Below are 16,875 nucleotides of genomic sequence, written 5' to 3'. Positions count from 1 at the left end.
GGCGACGTATTGTATGAGATTGCGCATTAGCGCCGGACAACCTGCTTTTGATAGCGTACCGGGGTGATGCCGTAGCGGCGGGTGAAAGCACGGGTCAGGTGGGATTGATCGACAAGACCAGTGGCCGCCGCGACGTCGGCGGCAGGCATACCGTGAGTGAGGAACGCTTTGGCGCGCCACAGGCGAATCGCCATCAGCATCTGGTGCGGCGTGACGTGGTACTGCGCCTTAAACTGGCGCTGAAAATGCCAGGGACTGAGGGATGCCACGTTTGCCAGCTCGTCGAGGGTTAGCGCATGCATATAGTTGTCATGCAGATAGTCCCGCACGCGTTCAAAGCGGTGCGCGGCCTCCGGGCGTTTCGGGGTATGATGGGCGAACGGACGAAAGGTATCGATAAGATCCAGCAACAGCCCTTTCTGCGCCAGCGGGTCGTCGGTGTTCCATAGCCCATAGACAAGCTGGCAAAGCTGCCCGCTGCGCGCCACGTCCAGGCGTACAACATCGCTGAACCACCAGTGGCGAGTGCCGGTTACCTCTTCGAGCAGGTCCGGGTCAAGATAAACCATGCGGTAGCGCCAGCCGTCGGCGGTCTCCGCCTCGCCGGTATGCAGTTCATCGGGGTTCATGGTGATGACCGAGCAGGCCGGGGCGACATGCTGCGCGCCGCGGTAGCGAAAGCGCTCGGCGCCAAGCTCAATCGCGCCGATGCCAAACGCCTCGTGGGTGTGCGGTTCGAAGGCGTAACGGGAAATATGGGCGTGATAAAGCTCCACGCCCGGCAACTGCTCCAGATGGCGGAAGCTTGCACAATCTCTTTCGTCAGTAAACTGCTCTGGAACGCCCTGCACCGGCCACCTCCCGCGGATCGTCTTCACATTATCGAAGATGACCCGCGGGTTCGCCACAAAAATAACCGTTACAGAATGGCGCGAACGCTGTCGGCTATAGCCCCCCGCCTGCCGTTTACTGGCTTAAGTCCACCTGATAGACCGCGAACCCAATGTCGTCCTGACCGACGTTTTTCATCGGATACTGCGCGTTGTCTTTAATAAACGCGGCGGCCTTTGCCGACGGCGAGGTTTCAAAGCGCACGTCCAGCGGCTGTGCGCTGTGGATGGGCGCCAGGCGCCAGTTATTGTCCGCCGCCGGATGGATAGCGCCAGTTTTCTTGGACTGTTCGGCAATCCACGCCGCCAGCACCGCACGGTTCTCATCCGGTGAGGCAAAGGCGATATGGCTGTCGCCGGTACCAGCAAACTTGCCGCCGTAGGCGCGGTAGTTGTTGGTCGCAACAAGGAACGTAGCGTCAGGATCGACAGGTTTGCCGTTAAAGGTCAGTTGCTTAATACGCTCCGCCTTCGGGTTCACCTTCTGGCATTCGCCGTCGTAACGGGCGGGTTGGCTGACGTCTATCTGGTAATTGACCCCATCGATAACGTCGAAGTTATAGGTCCGAAAACCGTCCCAGTTGATCAGCGACTGCGGTTTGCTGCTGTTGGGGTTAATCTGGTTAAACTGCCCGGCCGAGCATTCGAGCCACTCCTTCACCTCTTTGCCGCTGGCCTTCACCACCACCAGGGTATTCGGGTACAAGTAGAGATCGGCGGCGTTGCGGAAGGTGAGCTGGCCCTTTTCCACTTCTACATAGCTTGCCGGGTCGTTCTTACGTCCGCCGACCTTAAACGGCGCCGCTGCGGAGAGCACCGGCAGATTGGCAAGGTCCGGGTCGCCCTGAATAAAATGCTCCACATAGGCTTTCTGCGCCATGTTAACCACCTGGACCGTCGGGTCGTCCTGCACCAGCGCCAGGTAGCTGTACATATTGTCCGACGACTTGCCGATAGGTTTGCTGACGAAGGCTCGGGTGGCGTCGTGGCTGGTTTTAAGGATCTTCACCAACTGTTCATCTTCCGCCGCCAGCGATTTCTTCGCTACGGTATCGTAGATCGGACGGGCCTGCGCTTTCGACTGCGACACCTGCCATTTACCGCTGTCGTCGTTCAGCACCAGGTCGACTACGCCAAGATGATCGCCCCACATGCCCGGCATCACCGAGGGGACGCCGTTGAGGGTGCCTTTTTCGATATCCGCGCCCTTGATGCTGGCGAAGTCTTTGCCTGGAAAGACCGCGTGCGCATGGCCAAACAGGATGGTATCCACGCCCGGCACCTGGCTCAGGTAGTAGACCGAGTTTTCCGCCATCGACTGGTAAGGATCGGCGGAGAGCCCGGAGTGGGCGACCACCACCACCAGGTCAGCGCCTTTTTCACGCATTTCCGGGACATACTGACGGACGGTTTCGGTGATATCGTTTACCGTGACTTTGCCGCTCAGATTCGCTTTATCCCAGGTCATTATCTGCGGCGGCACCACGCCGATATAGCCTATCTTCAGGGTTTGCGATTTGCCTTGCCTGTCGACAACCTGGGTTTCTTTAATCAGGTAAGGTGTGAACATCGGCTTACCGGTTTTAGCCTCAATGATGTTGGCGTTCACGTACGGGAATTTTGCGCCGGACAACGCCTTGTGCAGGTAGTCGAGGCCATAGTTGAACTCGTGGTTGCCGAGGTTGCCCACGGCGTAGTCGAGGGTGTTCATGGCCTGATAGACCGGATGTACTTCACCCTTTTTCAGCCCCTTGTGCGCCATGTAATCGCCGAGCGGACTGCCCTGAATCAGGTCGCCGTTATCCACCAGCACGCTGTTTTTCACTTCCTGGCGGGCGGCGTTGATCAGGCTGGCGGTACGTACCAGACCGAATTTTTCCGTGGCGCTATCTTTGTAATAGTCAAAATCCATCATGTTGCTATGCAGGTCGGTGGTTTCCATGATGCGGAGATCTACCGTCGCGGCCTGTACGCTGGCGGCGATCAGCGTGGCCAGGAGCGTTGCGCTAAACTTAATCATCGGAGGCGTCCTTTTATCGATCGGGTGCACAAAAGAAAAATGTGTATACATCCTGTTGCTTACAGAAGTGTGAAGCATGCCAGAAATTGATGGCGGGAAATCGCTAATGCTTCACAGATAGCGGAACTGGCCGCGATAGGATATAAATAAAACAACGAGTTAACGCCACTGCCATCAATAGCGAGGTGGAGAATGCTAGAACATGTATGTCAGCTTGCACGGAGCGCGGGTGATGCCATTATGCAGGTCTACGATGGAGCAACGCCAATCGATGTCGCCAGCAAGGCTGACGATTCTCCGGTAACCGCCGCGGATATCGCCGCGCATAAGGTGATTGTGGCCGGGTTAATGGCGCTGACGCCGGATATTCCGGTGCTTTCCGAAGAGGATCCGCCCGCCTGGGAGGTGCGCCAGCACTGGCAGCAGTACTGGCTGGTGGACCCCCTGGACGGGACAAAAGAGTTTATCAAGCGCAACGGTGAGTTTACCGTCAATATCGCCCTGATTGATAAGGGAAAACCGGTGCTTGGCGTTGTGTATGCGCCAGTGATGAAGATGATGTACAGTGCCCATGAGGGCAAGGCGTGGAAAGAAGAGTGCGGTATTCGTAAGCAGATTCGGGTGCGCGACGCCCGCCCGCCGCTGGTGGTGATAAGCCGCTCCCACGCGGATAACGAACTCAAAGAGTATCTTCAGCAGTTGGGAGACCACCAGACGACGTCGATCGGTTCATCGCTGAAATTCTGCCTGGTGGCGGAAGGGCAGGCCCAGCTGTACCCGCGCTTTGGGCCGACCAACGTCTGGGATACCGCCGCCGGGCATGCCGTAGCGGTAGCGGCCGGGGCGCATGTTCACGACTGGCAGGGAAAAACCCTTGACTATACGCCGCGTGAATCCTTCCTGAACCCCGGTTTTCGGGTGTCGATTTACTGAGTCGCGAGCAGCTTGTGCAGCAGGGCGATCACCTGCTGCACCTCGGCCTGGGTCAGGGCGCCGTCTTTGACCCACTCGACTTTTCCGTCTTTATCCAGCACCACAATCGCTGAGCTTCCTTCATCAAGCTGCCAGGCTTTACGCGCCAGGCCGTTGCTGTCGACAACAAACTGCGACCAGGGGAAGAGCTTTTTATTGCTCTCGATGCTGTTGCGTACAAACATGCCGGTGCCGGGAATGGCGTCGTCGGTGTTGACTATCGTGGTGGTCTGGTAGCGGTCATGCGGGAATTTGGCCGCTTTGATCGCCTCAATCAGGTTGGCGTTTTTCTCTTTTGCCGAGCTACGACCGGCAATATGTTGCACAACTCGCACTTTGCCAGGCAACTGCGCGCTGTTCCAGCTTTTGTAGCTAAACTTGTCGTTATCCAGATTGAGCTCGCCGCGATCGGCAATACCGACGGGCGGCACGCGCTGGCCAGTTTCCAGATTATGAGCGGAGGCCATCAACGGCATTAACAGGCATGAGATCGCCATCAGCTTACGTAGGGTCATGGTGTTTCCTTATTTTATGCAGGTGATCCGACCACTTGGTCCATTTTAATCATAAATGCGAATTATCCCCTTTACCCGCAATCGTGATGCCACTTTGCGGGCGAACGCACATATCCACGGAAAAATGAAGGCTTATACTGCCTTTAACGTATGTCTGAAACGAAAATTCTGAATTACTGTAATCAAAAGGTAAATAAACTTATGCATACTGGGTAACTCAGGAGTTCTGGACTATAGTTTTAATGCGTTAATTTTTGCGCCCCGGAACGTTGGACCGAATGTGGTACCGCAAGGGCGTAAGATGTTAAGCAGGAGACACAATGAAAATTTTCCAACGCTACAACCCGCTTCAGGTGGCGAAGTACGTGAAGATCCTGTTCCGTGGACGGTTATACATCAAGGACGTGGGCGCTTTTGAGTTTGATAAGGGGAAAATCCTTATCCCGAAGGTGAAGGATAAGCAGCATCTGTCTGTGATGTCCGAGGTCAACCGTCAGGTTATGCGTCTGCAGACTGAGATGGCGTAACCAACAACGTGCTATGCAGTAACTGTAAAACAAGAACGGCTCCCACTGGGAGCCGTTGACGTTTTCACTCCTTCATTGCCGCATAACGTTTGCGATATTCCCCTGGTGGAATGCCGTTGTGTTTGCGAAAAACGCGGGTGAAATAGACCGGATCGCCATATCCTATCGATAGAGCCACTTTGTTCAGTGGCAGCGTCGTAGTCTGCATTAGCCATTTTGCTCGATTAATCCGCTGCATCTCGCGCCAGGCGTAGATAGTTTGCCCCAGTTCGTTCTTAAACAAATGTGCTAGCCGTGAGGGTGACAGAAAAACCATTGCCGCCAGTGTCTCTATCTTCAGTTCCTGGGCGATATGTTCATTCAGGTAGTCGCAGATGGCGTTGATGCGCGGGTCATGGGCATGATGATTACTGATCGGTTGTAGCTGGAAGCAGTTTAAGATCAGTCGCTCCAGTGCGTTCATTGCCAGTGCTTCACTAAGCGGAGCGGTGTCGTTGTGGTGGCGAATGACCTCGTAAAACAGATCGCGTAGCACCTGCTGTTGTTGAGGGTGATTGACCGTAGTTTTGCCGATACCGTAGGTGGTGTGATCCCACTTCAACCAGTCGACCCAGTAGGGTCGTGGAATAAAGTAGATCCACACATGATCCCAGTGATCGCTGTGCTCGTCGCGTCCGTAGTGATGCGGCACGCCAGGCGGGAACAACAGCAGCTCGCTTTCGCCGAACAGCAGTGACCCTTCGCCCGCTTTGGCCCGCGCCTGACCGCGTAGGGTCAGGTTGATGATATAACCCTTCATCCCCTGCGGGCGGTTGATGTAGTAGTCGAGTTTTGAGCCGCGGGTAATCGGCGTAAAACCGGCGACGACCCAGGCGTTGAAGGTGAAGGTTTTTATCAATGGTGAGAAGTGCAAAAGCGCATTGATATCTAACTCCATAACTCCTCCGCCCTGGGGCTGTTAACTTTCAATGATACTAAAGTCCCAGCCATTGAGACGCAATGGCTCGCTCCGGGCCACCGGTTTACCGCTCAGAAGTTCAGTCCCCGCTGTTTCCGTGAGAATCTCGTGGCTATCGCCGCTGTAGTTAAACAGGAAGTGGATGCGCTTACCGTCGCGGTTGCGCAGAGTTCTGGTGACCAGCGGATAACGGTAGGCGGAGGTACGCGAGCGTAAATCCAACCCGTCGGTGAGCGCATCAAATAGCTGGTTAATCAGCGCTTTGTGCGGTAGGAAGCCGACGTACAGCGCCCGGCCCTTGCCATAGTCCGCTTCGGTGGCCGCCGCATACCCTCTCCAGGCCGGATGCTGGTAGCGTAGCAGCGTGCGGGTACCGGACGCGGGCGTCAGCAACTCCATCCACAGTTCGGCAGCGTTGTGTTCGCGGCAATCAATGGCGGGTGTACAGGCGGCAACGGTGATGTCCTCCGGGAGCGTGAATTGACTGTAGCTCACGCCGCAGGCCTCGTGCAGAATACCCGGCTGTGCGCTACTGCGCACTTTCACGTTCTCGTCGCTGAAGCCTGATTTAAAGCCAATCAGCGCGCGCCCACCTTGCTCAACGTAGCGGTTAATCCGCGTGAGCAGACCATCGTCGGCAGCGTAGAGGCCGGGAACAATTAGGGTTTTATAGCACGAGGTCTCTTCGGTGACGTCGTTGATGATATCCAGCGAGATATTATGGTCATACAGTGCGTCGTGGAAGCGGCGGAGGATATCGTTATAGACGTTGCCCTGAGCATCGCCGGGACGGAACTGGTTCAGCGCGTCCATTGCCTGATTGTCGATCAGCAGCGCGACGTCGTTCTCTGCACGTAGCCCGGCAAGTTTAGGTGAAAGGCGAGCGAAGTCGGCGCCAATGGTCGTTGCCTCCTGCCAGGTGGCGTTGCGGGAAAAGTCGTGGCTCAGCAGCCCCTTCCAGTAGGTTTCAAACGCGTTGTGAATAGAATGCCAGTGCCAGTAGGAGACCATTGCCGCACCGGAGGCTACGTGGCTAAAGGCCTGTAGCCTCAGTTGGCCGGGGAACGGTGTCCACTGGGCAAAACCTTGCGCTTGGGTTTCCAGTACGAAGTAATTACTGCCGCTCTTCAGCGCGCGGGTAATGGCACCGCCGAAGGCGATTTCCCGCCCGGTTAAATGCTTCTGGCTGGGGTGATAGATATCGACCCCGGCAATATCCAGCGATTTTGCAGCAGCGAAGTGGTCCACGCGCGGCTGCATGCCAAACGAATAGCCGCGCCACTCGAAGTCAAAGTTGTGGGTGACGAATTGATGTGGCTGGGCATATTCGCGCACGATTTCCGCCTGCCACGCCAGATACTCTGTCACTTGCTGGCGCTGATAGCGCGAGAAGGCGCAGGCGAGGCTGGCGTTGATAGTGTTCTCCACAGACGGGAAGTCATCCCAGCTGTCGATGCGGTTGCTCCAGTAGTCGAGGCCGAAATCACGATTTAACTGGCTGAGACTGGTGTATTTTTCCCGCAGGCTACGCACGAAGCCTGCCTGCATATGGCGCCCGACGTTGTCGTAATGTTTGGTTTCGTTATCTAACTGCCAGCCGATAATTGCCGGATGATGCTGCACATGGGCCATTAGCGTGCGGATAATCTTCTCCGCGTAGCGGCGGAAGGTGGGGTTCACGATGTCCATAATCTGCCGCGGGCCGTACTTTTGCTGACCTTCGGCGGTGGTCACCAGGATGTCCGGGTGCCTGGCGGCCAGCCACGCGGGTACTGCGTAGGTCGGCGTACCGATAATCACCGCAATACCCGCCGCGTGCATGGCGTTCAGCACGCGGTCGATGTGATAGAAATTGTATTCGCCTTCCTGCGGCTCCAGCGTACTCCAGGTGGATTCCGCGATGCGCACCACGTTGATGCCCGTCTCGCACATTAGCGCGATGTCTTTCGCCAGGCGATCCTCCGGCATATATTCGTCGTAATAAGCGACACCGTAATATAAATCAGACATGCAGGTTACCTCGTGTAATTAGTGGGCGGTTGCGGGTTGCAGGGCGAAAAATCGCGATTTATCCAGCGTGATAAAGGAGAGCAGGGTGAAGCACAGGGCGATGCTGCCCAGCACGATGTAGCTGCTGGTAAAGCCCATGCTCTGGTACATATGACCAATCCCGGTGGAGAGGAAAATTGAGCTGAAGCTCTTGGCAAACTGGAAGCCAATCAGGTAAACGGTGGCTGAAAGCAGCGGGTTGAAGTTAGCGGTGATGTACTTAAGCGCGGCAACCAACAGCACTGAACTCTCAAAGCCGTGCAGCAGTTTAATTAGGCTGATGGAAACCGGGCCAACCGCCCAGGCTGAGCCGATGATGCGCAGGCTCATGATCATGCCGCAGTACAGCAGGGCGTTTTTCGGGCCGATTTTGTTGACAAACCATGGTGCGAAGAACATCACCACTGCATCGAGGAAGATCTGTCCGGTGGTCAGGTAGCCGAAGACTTCCGCCCCACGCGCTTTGCTCTCAAAGAAGTGGCTGTAGTAGATGGCAAATTGCTGATCGTAGGTTTCATAGACCGCGCCGACGCCGATCATGTAGATGGCGAAGAACCAGAACTTCTTCAGTTTCAGCAGCGAAGTTGCGTCGCTAAAGGTCACTGGTATCGCTTTTGTCTGCTGTTGCGTCGACGCGCCGGACGTATCGACCCGTGCTTTCCAGACAATCAACAGCAGACAGACGCCAGCGGCGCTCGCTAGCCAGAAAATCATGTTCTGATCGATACCGTAGAGCTTACCGGCGGCAAATGTACCTATAGCAGCGCCAATCCCACCGAACATCCGCGCGCGGCCAAACTCGAAGCCGGAGGCGCGGCTGACCTTATCTATATAGGCTTCGCAGATACCGCAGCCTGCGCCGTAGGCCATGCCGATATAAATCCCGCCCGCCAGCGTGCCGAGGATGATGTTGAATTTTAGCAGTGGGGCGAAGATGTAAATCCAGTAAGGGGCAAACAGTGTGATAATGATAGCCAACATCCACATCAGGTGTTTGCGGTAGACCAGTTTATCGGAGATAAAGCCAAACAGCGGTTGCACGCACACTGCGATGATGGCGGTGAACGAATAGACCAGGCCGACGTCGGTGTAGCTAATGCCGATGGTTTCGGTCAGCCACAGAGAGAGGTAGGGATAACAACAGCCCCAGCCGATGAAGAAGAATAAGAAGAACAGGCAGCTAATAGCGTAATTTTTATTCATGATACCCTCGTATTCTCACACAGGAGTCTGGATGTAGAGATGCGAGCAACGTTATCGTTTTGCGCTACGGGAAGTCATGAGCGTTTCGCTACTGACCAGTAATAATCTGCTATGGCTAAATGAGCGTGAGCAGCTTCACATTCTGCGGGGGAGTGGGGAAGGGCCGGGCTACTGGCGTAGCCCGGGAAGGGGATTACGCCGCGCCTTTATTCTCTTCTGCGTCAGGCAGCTTTGGCGTCAGCAGCGTCGGTTTGCTGTCGATGCGCGTCACCAGCAGCTGGTCGATGCGGTAATTATCGATGTCCACCACTTCGAACTTGTAGCCCGAAAACTTCACCGAATCGGTACGTTTGGGGATCTTGCGCAGCATAAACATCATAAAACCGCCGATGGTCTCGTAGTTGCCGGACTGCGGGAACTCGTCGATATCCAGCACGCGCATGACGTCGTCGATTGGCGTACCGCCGTCGATAAGCCACGAGTTTTCATCACGCGCGACGATCTGCTCCTCCAGCCCCTGGCCGACCAGGTCGCCCATCAGGGTGGTCATCACGTCGTTAAGGGTAATGATGCCGACGACCAGCGCATATTCGTTCATGATAACGGCGAAGTCTTCCCCGGCGGTTTTAAAGCTTTCCAGCGCTTCGGAGAGCGTCAGGGTATCCGGGACGATAAGCGTATTGCGGATCTGCACGCCGCCGGTCAGCGCCATGCTCTGGTTAGCCAGCACGCGGTTGAGCAGATCTTTTGAGTCGACGTAGCCGATGATGTGGTCGATATCTTCGTTACACACCAGGAACTTAGAGTGCGGATGTTCCGCCACTTTGTTCTTCAGGCTCTGTTCGTCTTCGTGCAGATCGAACCAGACGATATTTTCACGCGGCGTCATTGACGACGGTACGGTGCGGGATTCCAGTTCGAACACGTTTTCAATCAGCTCGTGCTCCTGCTTACGCAGCACGCCTGCCAGCGCGCCCGCTTCCACCACGGCGTAGATATCGTCGGAGGTGATGTCGTCCTTGCGCACCATCGGCAGTTTGAAGGCGCGGAAAATCAGGTTCGCCATACCGTTGAAGAACCAGACCAACGGGCGGAACACGAACAGGCAGAAGCGCATCGGGTTGATGATACGCAAAGCCACGGCTTCTGGCGCAATCATACCGATGCGTTTCGGGGTGAGGTCGGCAATCAGAATGAACAGGCCAGTCACCAGCGCAAAGGAGAAAATAAAGCTCATCTGTTCCGCCAGTTCGGCAGACATATAGTCGATGAACATGCTGTGGAACGCCGGAGAAAACGCCGCATCGCCGACGATACCGCCGAGAATGGCGACCGCGTTGAGGCCAATCTGCACCACGGTGAAGAACATGCCCGGGTTTTCCTGCATTTTCAGCACGCGCTGCGCGTTCACATTGCCTTCATCGGCAAGCAGTTTCAGTTTGATCTTACGTGAGGCGGCAAGCGAGATTTCCGATATTGAGAAAAATGCGCTGACGCCGATGAGACAGAGTATTACTAAAATACTGTTTAACATAGTTTATCTGGCTGTTGTGGCCAGATCCTCGGAAGGGAAGTTGATCACATTTGAGTGAAAACACATTGAATATCAGCTCGTAGCGTTGAGCCGATTATTTCAGCGGGTAGTATAGCGTAAAGGAGTGTAAACCTGCCAGAGGTCAAGTTTTTAGTCGGTTTTGCCGGGGAAGCGAAGCAGGGTAAAGAGAGGCTTACCCTGCCTGTGGCGATTACCGTTTGCTCAGTTTTTGCACCAACGCCATTTCCTCCTTGCGATAAGGCTTTCCTTGCGGCGTGAGCACGTCGTGGAACCACAACTCCGTATTCTCCTCGGTTTGAGGGATATCGGGCCACGGTAGCCAGGTCTGGGTTTTACCCTGCGCCAACCCCCAGTGATAGCAGGAGATATTCTGCGCGTGGAATAGCGGCAACTGCTCTTCCATCACACAACCCACGTGTCGTGCCAGCCACTCGGTGCAGAACACTGGGCGGTCGAATGCCGCCAGCGATGATGCAATGAGCTGTTGTCCATGCCTGTCGACATAGGCGTGATAGCTAATCACATCTGACAGATGCAGCGCTGCGATATCAATGGGATGGATAAACGCGTGTTCGCACTGGCTGCGGTCAGGAATATGCCAGGCGGCGACCGTCAGCGGCTGCGAAGGCGATGCCTGCCGCGCCCATTCAAACGCCTGTGCCATCAGCGACAGGGCGTAAAATTCCAGCCGGGCATCAAACGCCATCCCTTTCGCTTCACCGACAAACACGCCGCTGTTACCCGGCTCGTTATACAAATCCCACATCTGAATGCGCGGGTCGCTGTGAAAGTGGCCGATGATATCTTTTACATAGGCTTCAATTTGCGGCCAGCATGTCGGATCAAGCACTTTTGCCCGGCCAGGGCTGCCTGCGCCCTGGCTATTGTGCACCCCCGGAATCGGGGGTTTTTGTTGCCCGATGAACGGCTCATCGCCCGAAAAAGCACAGTCATCAAGCAGAGTGAGCATCACTTTCAGGCCGCAGCGGTGGGCGATAGATAAAAAATGCTCAATACGATTTATCAGGCCGTCGCGGTCGTGTTCCCAGACCGTAAACGGTAGGTTCGTGCGTAAGACATTGTAGCCATAAGCCTGCGCCCATCTCAGCTCTTGCTGAATGGTGGTGTGGTCAAATGTCTCTTCCTGCCACATTTCCAGCCAGTTTACTGCCGTGCGGGGCAGGTAGTTAAAACCGCAGCCCCAAACCTGTCGTGCGTGCCAGGCGCGCGCGCGTTCAGGACGCCATTGCTGATACATTTGCGCTCCTTATTTCGCATCCGACAGGCTGACGTTACCCACCGTACGACGCGTGGCATCGCCGCCCCACACTTCGTCATACTCATAACCCGTCAACTGCTTGATAACCACGCGGGTGTTGTCGTCGCAGTCGCGGTAATCGCCGCCCAGCTTACGGCGTGCAATCTCCCTGAGCAGCAGTTTGTGTGTCTCGCGGGTCAGTTTGAATTTGTACGTCGCGAAGAAGCTCACGGCCAACAGGACGGTGGTCGCGAAAATCATCAGACCGATAATGGCGTTGAGCGCGCTTTCAGGCTGCGCACCGCTACCTTTCACAAAACCAGACTCCTGCAGTACCAGGCCGATAATCATGATCGCAATCGCGACGGTGCTTTTGCGGGTCAGCACCATCACACCCGCAAAAATCCCTTCGCGGCGCTGCTGCGTCACCATCTCGTCGATATCAGGAATGAAGCTGTAGATATTCCACGGGATGTAATAGAGGCCGGAGCGCGCGGCGCCCAACAGGATAAAGACTGCCGAGAACAACAGCGTCGGCACCTGTGTTTTCGTGAGATAGACCGTAAACAGGAACACCAGCACGCAGAAGATGCAGCCGTAGGAGAGGCGCAGGGCGGCGGATGGCGTCATATTCAGGCGATTTAATAGCAGCATAAACCCGTACGTGCCCGGCACCGCGGCAAATGCCGCAATGCTCAGCCAGCCCGAAACGGCTGCTGCGCCCTGGCTCAGGCAATAAACGACATAATAGGTAAATACCGAGCCAAAAACGTCCATTGCGGTAAACGAGAAAATATAAATCAGGATATGCAGACGGAATGCGCGAATGCGGAATGCTGAAAAGAGATCCAGCACCAGATATTTGAGGTGGTTGCCAATCCCGCGACTGCGCTGGTTATCCACCTTGAAGTCGGATTCCCGGTGGACATCCTTCGCTTCCCAGGTCGTGAACCAGGTGATAAATACCGCGATACAGAAGATGCAGGAAAATATCAGCCCGGTCAGGGTATAGGTAAACGGATTATCTTTGCCAGTGAATTGCATAATCACGCCGGGGACGGAAACCGCAAGAAAACCGCCTAACTGTGAGCAGATCATGCGCACACCAGAAAGACGGCTGCGCTCTTCGTAGCGGTTCGTCATTTCTGCCGCCAGGGTTTCCCACGGCACCAGCACCATCGCCGACAGCAGTTCGATAGAGAGGTACGTCCCCAGATAATACCAATATCCCATATCCGTGAGCCAGAGAAGGGCATACAGGAACATTAACGGGGAACTGAGTAATAAAAAGAAGCGACGACGACCAAATTTTCGCCCAAGCCAGGTATCCCCGAAATTATCGGTGATATAACCCATAATCGGGCTTAATAACGCGTCAATCACGCGGGCAATAGCGAATATAGATCCCGCTTCTACGACAGATAATCCGCAGTAGGTGGTGTAAAAAAATAAAAGCCAGGTGCCGATAATGGCGAAAGCGCCTCCGCCAAACAGATCGGTTATGCCGTAGCCCAGTGCCACGCCATAACCAACTCTACGTTCAGTTGGTTTGACCATAATAATTTCCAGTGTAGGGTAATGATTAGCTTGTTTCAGGCCGTTTTTTATTAACTTCTGGAATTCAAATTACGTTCTAATTATTGATATCTATCCATTGTCGTATTTGAGATGACCGATATATGGCCTCCACAAGCGTGAGTGATTTTCCGGCTTCATGGATATTGGTGTAATCCGTATTTTCCGGGTGATGAATAGCATGATAAAAACGGCGGATCGCCTGCTGATGGCCGATCCCCCAGTAACGTTTAGTCGTGCCGTCGGGAGACATGTCACTTGCCAGTTTGCGCTGTTCGTCAGGCGTGATGCGCCAGAGCGTGTTGTCGTTAATCAGCAGCGAGCCGTGTTCGCAGTGGATCTCCAGCAAAAGTGGGGAGTCGGTGGTGTTGCAGTTGCTGGCATAAAACAGGCCGCGAGCGCCATTGGCAAAATGCAGCGTGGCCATGGCGCTGTCTTCTCCTTCGGTGACGTCGGTTAGCTCGCCGCTATCGACAACGCCTTTCAACCGTGTGACACGACCTGCGAACCATTGCATCAGGTCAAGCGTATGGATCGCCTGGTTGATCAGCAGGCTTCCTCCCTCCGTTGCCAGCTGGCCACGCCACGGGCTCTCGGTGTAGTAAGCGCCCGAGCGCGACCAGGTGAGCACCGCTCTGATGCTGAGCATCTTACCCAGCCCGCCGTCCACCAGTTCCTGGCGAATGCGCAGGCTGGTCGGGTTGAGTCGGTTCTGATAGCAAACGCCCAGCAGACCCGGCGCATACTGAGCCGCACGGGTGATATCAAGGAGTTCGCTGCCGTTCATGCCGACCGGTTTTTCGCAGAAAACATGCTTCCCGGCGGCAAGCGCTGCCAGGATCATGCTCTTGTGCTCGAAGTGGGGCGTGCAGATGTGTACCACGTCAATCGCCTCATCCAGCAGCATTTCCCGGTAATCCTGATAAAAGCGGCACTGATAAGCCATCGCCAGCTTCAGTCCTTTGGCGCTGTCGATGTCTGCCAGCGCACGCAGCGTCACGTCTGGGATCTGGCGCAGGGCATTCACATGGCAACCGTGAATCGCTCCGCCGCCGATAATCGCCGTATTCAGGATGGTCATCGTCGCCTCCCGTTATCCCGCCGCGTTCGCCAGCATTTGTGCTTTCACACACAATTCCGCAGCCTTAAAGGCATGCGCCTGCGTCATGGCGTTTTCGCTGCGGTGCAGGCAGTCGAGGATCAATTCGCCAAAGAACGGGAATCCGACTTGTCCGGCCACCGGATAACGGAATTCCCCCTCTTTATTCACGAGGTAGACCACATCCTGCTCTCCACGGGTTAAATCGACATACTTGCGGATTTCGATATAACCGTCGGTGCCGAGCAGCGTCAGGCGGCCATCGCCCCAGGTGGAAAGCCCGTCGGGTGTGAACCAGTCACAGCGGAAGTAACCGCGGGCGCCGTTTTCGCCTTTGAGCATCGCATCGCCGAAATCCTCAAAGTCGGGGTACTGCGGGTGAGTGACGTTCCGCGTCTGGCTGGCGACCACGGCGGCATTACTGTTGCCGGTATAAAACAGGAATTGTTCAATCTGGTGGCTGCCGATATCACACAGGATGCCGCCAAAGTACCGGCGATCGTAAAACCAGTCCGGGCGCCCCAGTCCTTCACGGTGCGGGCCCGTCCCCAGGGTGTGCACCACGCGACCAATCGCCCCTTGTTGTACCAGTTGCCCGGCAAAGACCGCGCTCTCCACATGCAGGCGTTCGCTGTAGTAAACCGCGTATTTCTTCCCGGTTTTTTCAACCATCGCTTTGGCGTCAGCCAGTTGCTCAAGGGTGGTGAGCGGCGCTTTGTCAGTAAAGTAGTCCTTACCTGCGGCCATCGATTTTAGCCCTAGCGCGCAACGCTCAGACGGAATGGCCGCTCCCGCGATCAGACGCACCTCGCTGTCGGCGAGGATGGCCTCCAGCGAATCCGCTACCTTTACTTGCGGGTACTGCTGCACAAACGTATCCACTTTCACCGGATCGGGATCGTAAACCCACTTCAGGGTGGCGCCTGCTTCAATCAGGCCGTTACACATCCCGTAGATATGACCGTGGTCGAGCGCGGCGGCGGCAAAAACAAATTCACCCGCGTGGACGACAGGGCGCGGCTTGCCGACCGGCGCGTAATTCATTCCATCATTTTTGTTCATGATGACATTCCTCGATCCAGATCTTTACCCAGAGGGATAGCGCCCACTTCGCTGAAATTGGCCACGCTTGCGGATTTTTTATAAAAACGGGGGGCAAGGGCGTTCGTCCCGCCGGTTCGGTAAAACGGATCATCGCGATGAATCGGTAGCGAAACGACGGTGCGGGTAATGGCCGATTTATACATCGCGGTAATCAGCTCCAGCGAGCGCTTGCCTTGCAGTCCATCCACCAACGGATCTGTGCCGTGTTCAATGCTCTGTAACAGATCGTTAATCTGCCCGGTGTGCAGCGTCCACGCGAGTTTCGGCGTCTCCTGGACAAGGGCGTTGAGCTGCGCTTCTCGTTGCTGGTCATTCGTGGCTTGCGGAAAACCGTTATCGGCGCTTACGCTGGCAAAGGCTTGCCACGGCGCGGAGATACGCGCTTTATCGCCCTGGATAATGATTTTTTGATCTTCACCGTGGTGCACCACCGAGGCGGTAAGCTGCGTGAGCGCGCCGCTGGGGTATTTGAAGACAGCGGCGCTCAGATCTTCTACTTCGGCGTTGTCATGCGCCACATTGGTCATCATCGCCACCACTTCAGACGGGAAGCCGAGCATCCACTGGATGGCGTCAATATGATGCACTGCGTGGTTAAGCGTGCAGCCGCCACCCTCTTTCTCCCAGGTGCCGCGCCACCACAGATCGTAGTAGCAGTGTCCGCGCCACCAGAACGAATCCACCTGCGCATGGCAGATATTGCCCGCAAGCCCGGAGTCCAGCGCCGCTTTTAAACGCCAGAAGGCATCGGTAAAGCGATTCTGCGCAATGATGGAGAGCGTTTTGCCGCTCGCCTGCTGAGCGGCGATCATCGCGTCGCACTCCTCAAGCGAAGCGGCCATCGGTTTTTCGCACAGCACATGGCAACCGGCATGCAGCGCATCAATGCTGATTTCCGCATGTACATAGGGTGGTGTGCAGACATCGACGATGTCTACGTTCGGCTCAGCCGCCAGCATTTGCTGATGGTTTTCATACACGCGGGCGTCCGTCAGTCCGTAGCGCGCTTTTTTCTCGTGCGCTTTTTCCGGGTAGATATCGACCAGCGCGACAATCCGGCAGCGCTGACCCAACTGCAAATAACCCTGGATATGGTTATGCGAGATATTTCCTGTTCCTACGATGGCGACATTTAACATCGTGATTTCTC

14 protein-coding genes are annotated in these 16,875 nt (G+C 55.5%); 2 read left to right on the top strand and 12 right to left on the bottom strand.

The features are described from left to right. Positions 1–26 precede the first annotated feature (26 nt). Both JO226_RS08600 and JO226_RS08595 read right to left on the bottom strand, forming a co-directional pair. Positions 27–851, bottom strand: a complete 825-nt coding sequence (locus tag JO226_RS08600; RefSeq protein ID WP_293547364.1) for an AraC family transcriptional regulator — start codon at positions 849–851, stop codon at positions 27–29. Between the two features lie 115 nt (positions 852–966). Then, the gene (locus tag JO226_RS08595) at positions 967–2,910 is read right to left on the bottom strand and encodes a bifunctional 2',3'-cyclic-nucleotide 2'-phosphodiesterase/3'-nucleotidase (RefSeq protein WP_293547361.1); all 1,944 of its coding nucleotides are present in this window, start codon (positions 2,908–2,910) and stop codon (positions 967–969) included. Between the two features lie 192 nt (positions 2,911–3,102). On the opposite strand from JO226_RS08595, the gene cysQ reads away from it, so the two are divergent. Beyond that, positions 3,103–3,843: a 3'(2'),5'-bisphosphate nucleotidase CysQ gene (gene cysQ / locus JO226_RS08590; protein ID WP_293547358.1), complete on the top strand. Its 741-nt coding sequence runs from the start codon at positions 3,103–3,105 to the stop codon at positions 3,841–3,843. Here the strand turns inward: cysQ and JO226_RS08585 are convergent. Further along, positions 3,837–4,397 carry a YtfJ family protein gene (locus JO226_RS08585; RefSeq protein ID WP_293547355.1) on the bottom strand — a complete coding sequence of 187 codons (561 nt, stop codon included), beginning with the start codon at positions 4,395–4,397 and terminating at the stop codon, positions 3,837–3,839. The genes cysQ and JO226_RS08585 overlap by 7 nt on opposite strands. A 320-nt stretch (positions 4,398–4,717) precedes the next feature. Between JO226_RS08585 and JO226_RS08580 the strand changes: the two genes are divergently transcribed. Further along, a complete protein-coding gene (locus JO226_RS08580; protein WP_003856054.1) occupies positions 4,718–4,924 on the top strand; it encodes a DUF1107 domain-containing protein in 207 nt (68 codons plus the stop codon). A gap of 64 nt (positions 4,925–4,988) precedes the next feature. On the opposite strand, the gene araC is transcribed toward JO226_RS08580, so the two are convergent. From araC to JO226_RS08535, 9 genes are all read right to left on the bottom strand, one after another. Beyond that, the gene (gene araC, locus JO226_RS08575) at positions 4,989–5,861 is read right to left on the bottom strand and encodes an arabinose operon transcriptional regulator AraC (protein ID WP_293547274.1); all 873 of its coding nucleotides are present in this window, start codon (positions 5,859–5,861) and stop codon (positions 4,989–4,991) included. A gap of 21 nt (positions 5,862–5,882) precedes the next feature. Next, positions 5,883–7,892: a beta-galactosidase gene (locus JO226_RS08570; protein WP_293547271.1), complete on the bottom strand. Its 2,010-nt coding sequence runs from the start codon at positions 7,890–7,892 to the stop codon at positions 5,883–5,885. Between the two features lie 18 nt (positions 7,893–7,910). Then, positions 7,911–9,134, bottom strand: a complete 1,224-nt coding sequence (locus JO226_RS08565; protein ID WP_293547268.1) for an oligosaccharide MFS transporter — start codon at positions 9,132–9,134, stop codon at positions 7,911–7,913. 193 nt (positions 9,135–9,327) lie between these two features. Beyond that, on the bottom strand, positions 9,328–10,668 hold the full coding sequence (locus JO226_RS08560) for a hemolysin family protein (protein WP_293547265.1): 1,341 nt from the start codon (positions 10,666–10,668) through the stop codon (positions 9,328–9,330). 211 nt (positions 10,669–10,879) lie between these two features. Further along, positions 10,880–11,947: a 1,4-beta-xylanase gene (locus JO226_RS08555; RefSeq protein ID WP_293547263.1), complete on the bottom strand. Its 1,068-nt coding sequence runs from the start codon at positions 11,945–11,947 to the stop codon at positions 10,880–10,882. Between the two features lie 9 nt (positions 11,948–11,956). Next, positions 11,957–13,504 carry an MFS transporter gene (locus tag JO226_RS08550; RefSeq protein ID WP_293547262.1) on the bottom strand — a complete coding sequence of 516 codons (1,548 nt, stop codon included), beginning with the start codon at positions 13,502–13,504 and terminating at the stop codon, positions 11,957–11,959. Positions 13,505–13,580: 76 nt separating this feature from the next. Continuing rightward, positions 13,581–14,603, bottom strand: a complete 1,023-nt coding sequence (locus JO226_RS08545) for a Gfo/Idh/MocA family oxidoreductase (protein ID WP_293547259.1) — start codon at positions 14,601–14,603, stop codon at positions 13,581–13,583. A gap of 12 nt (positions 14,604–14,615) precedes the next feature. Then, positions 14,616–15,683 (bottom strand): Gfo/Idh/MocA family oxidoreductase, encoded by a 1,068-nt coding sequence (locus JO226_RS08540; protein ID WP_293547256.1) that lies wholly within the window; start codon positions 15,681–15,683, stop codon positions 14,616–14,618. Then, a complete protein-coding gene (locus JO226_RS08535) occupies positions 15,680–16,864 on the bottom strand; it encodes a Gfo/Idh/MocA family oxidoreductase (RefSeq protein WP_293547254.1) in 1,185 nt (394 codons plus the stop codon). Before JO226_RS08535 ends, JO226_RS08540 begins: the two co-directional genes overlap by 4 nt. Between the last annotated feature and the right edge of the window lie 11 nt (positions 16,865–16,875).

Origin of the sequence: Pluralibacter sp. (assembly GCF_019237635.1) — a bacterium.
GTDB lineage: Bacteria > Pseudomonadota > Gammaproteobacteria > Enterobacterales > Enterobacteriaceae > Enterobacter_B.
The sequence above is the reverse complement of the archived record's forward strand: the minus strand, read 5'-3'. Positions and strand labels throughout refer to the sequence as shown.

What these genes read in the sequence shown, in the direction of transcription:
- JO226_RS08595 (WP_293547361.1), bottom strand. Translation starts at nt 2,910, where the DNA reads ATGATTAAGTTTAGCGCAACGCTCCTGGCCACGCTGATCGCCGCCAGC.
- cysQ (WP_293547358.1), top strand. Translation starts at nt 3,103, where the DNA reads ATGCTAGAACATGTATGTCAGCTTGCACGGAGCGCGGGTGATGCCATT.
- JO226_RS08585 (WP_293547355.1), bottom strand. Translation starts at nt 4,397, where the DNA reads ATGACCCTACGTAAGCTGATGGCGATCTCATGCCTGTTAATGCCGTTG.
- JO226_RS08580 (WP_003856054.1), top strand. Translation starts at nt 4,718, where the DNA reads ATGAAAATTTTCCAACGCTACAACCCGCTTCAGGTGGCGAAGTACGTG.
- araC (WP_293547274.1), bottom strand. Translation starts at nt 5,861, where the DNA reads ATGGAGTTAGATATCAATGCGCTTTTGCACTTCTCACCATTGATAAAA.
- JO226_RS08570 (WP_293547271.1), bottom strand. Translation starts at nt 7,892, where the DNA reads ATGTCTGATTTATATTACGGTGTCGCTTATTACGACGAATATATGCCG.
- JO226_RS08565 (WP_293547268.1), bottom strand. Translation starts at nt 9,134, where the DNA reads ATGAATAAAAATTACGCTATTAGCTGCCTGTTCTTCTTATTCTTCTTC.
- JO226_RS08560 (WP_293547265.1), bottom strand. Translation starts at nt 10,668, where the DNA reads ATGTTAAACAGTATTTTAGTAATACTCTGTCTCATCGGCGTCAGCGCA.
- JO226_RS08555 (WP_293547263.1), bottom strand. Translation starts at nt 11,947, where the DNA reads ATGTATCAGCAATGGCGTCCTGAACGCGCGCGCGCCTGGCACGCACGA.
- JO226_RS08550 (WP_293547262.1), bottom strand. Translation starts at nt 13,504, where the DNA reads ATGGTCAAACCAACTGAACGTAGAGTTGGTTATGGCGTGGCACTGGGC.
- JO226_RS08545 (WP_293547259.1), bottom strand. Translation starts at nt 14,603, where the DNA reads ATGACCATCCTGAATACGGCGATTATCGGCGGCGGAGCGATTCACGGT.
- JO226_RS08540 (WP_293547256.1), bottom strand. Translation starts at nt 15,683, where the DNA reads ATGAACAAAAATGATGGAATGAATTACGCGCCGGTCGGCAAGCCGCGC.
- JO226_RS08535 (WP_293547254.1), bottom strand. Translation starts at nt 16,864, where the DNA reads ATGTTAAATGTCGCCATCGTAGGAACAGGAAATATCTCGCATAACCAT.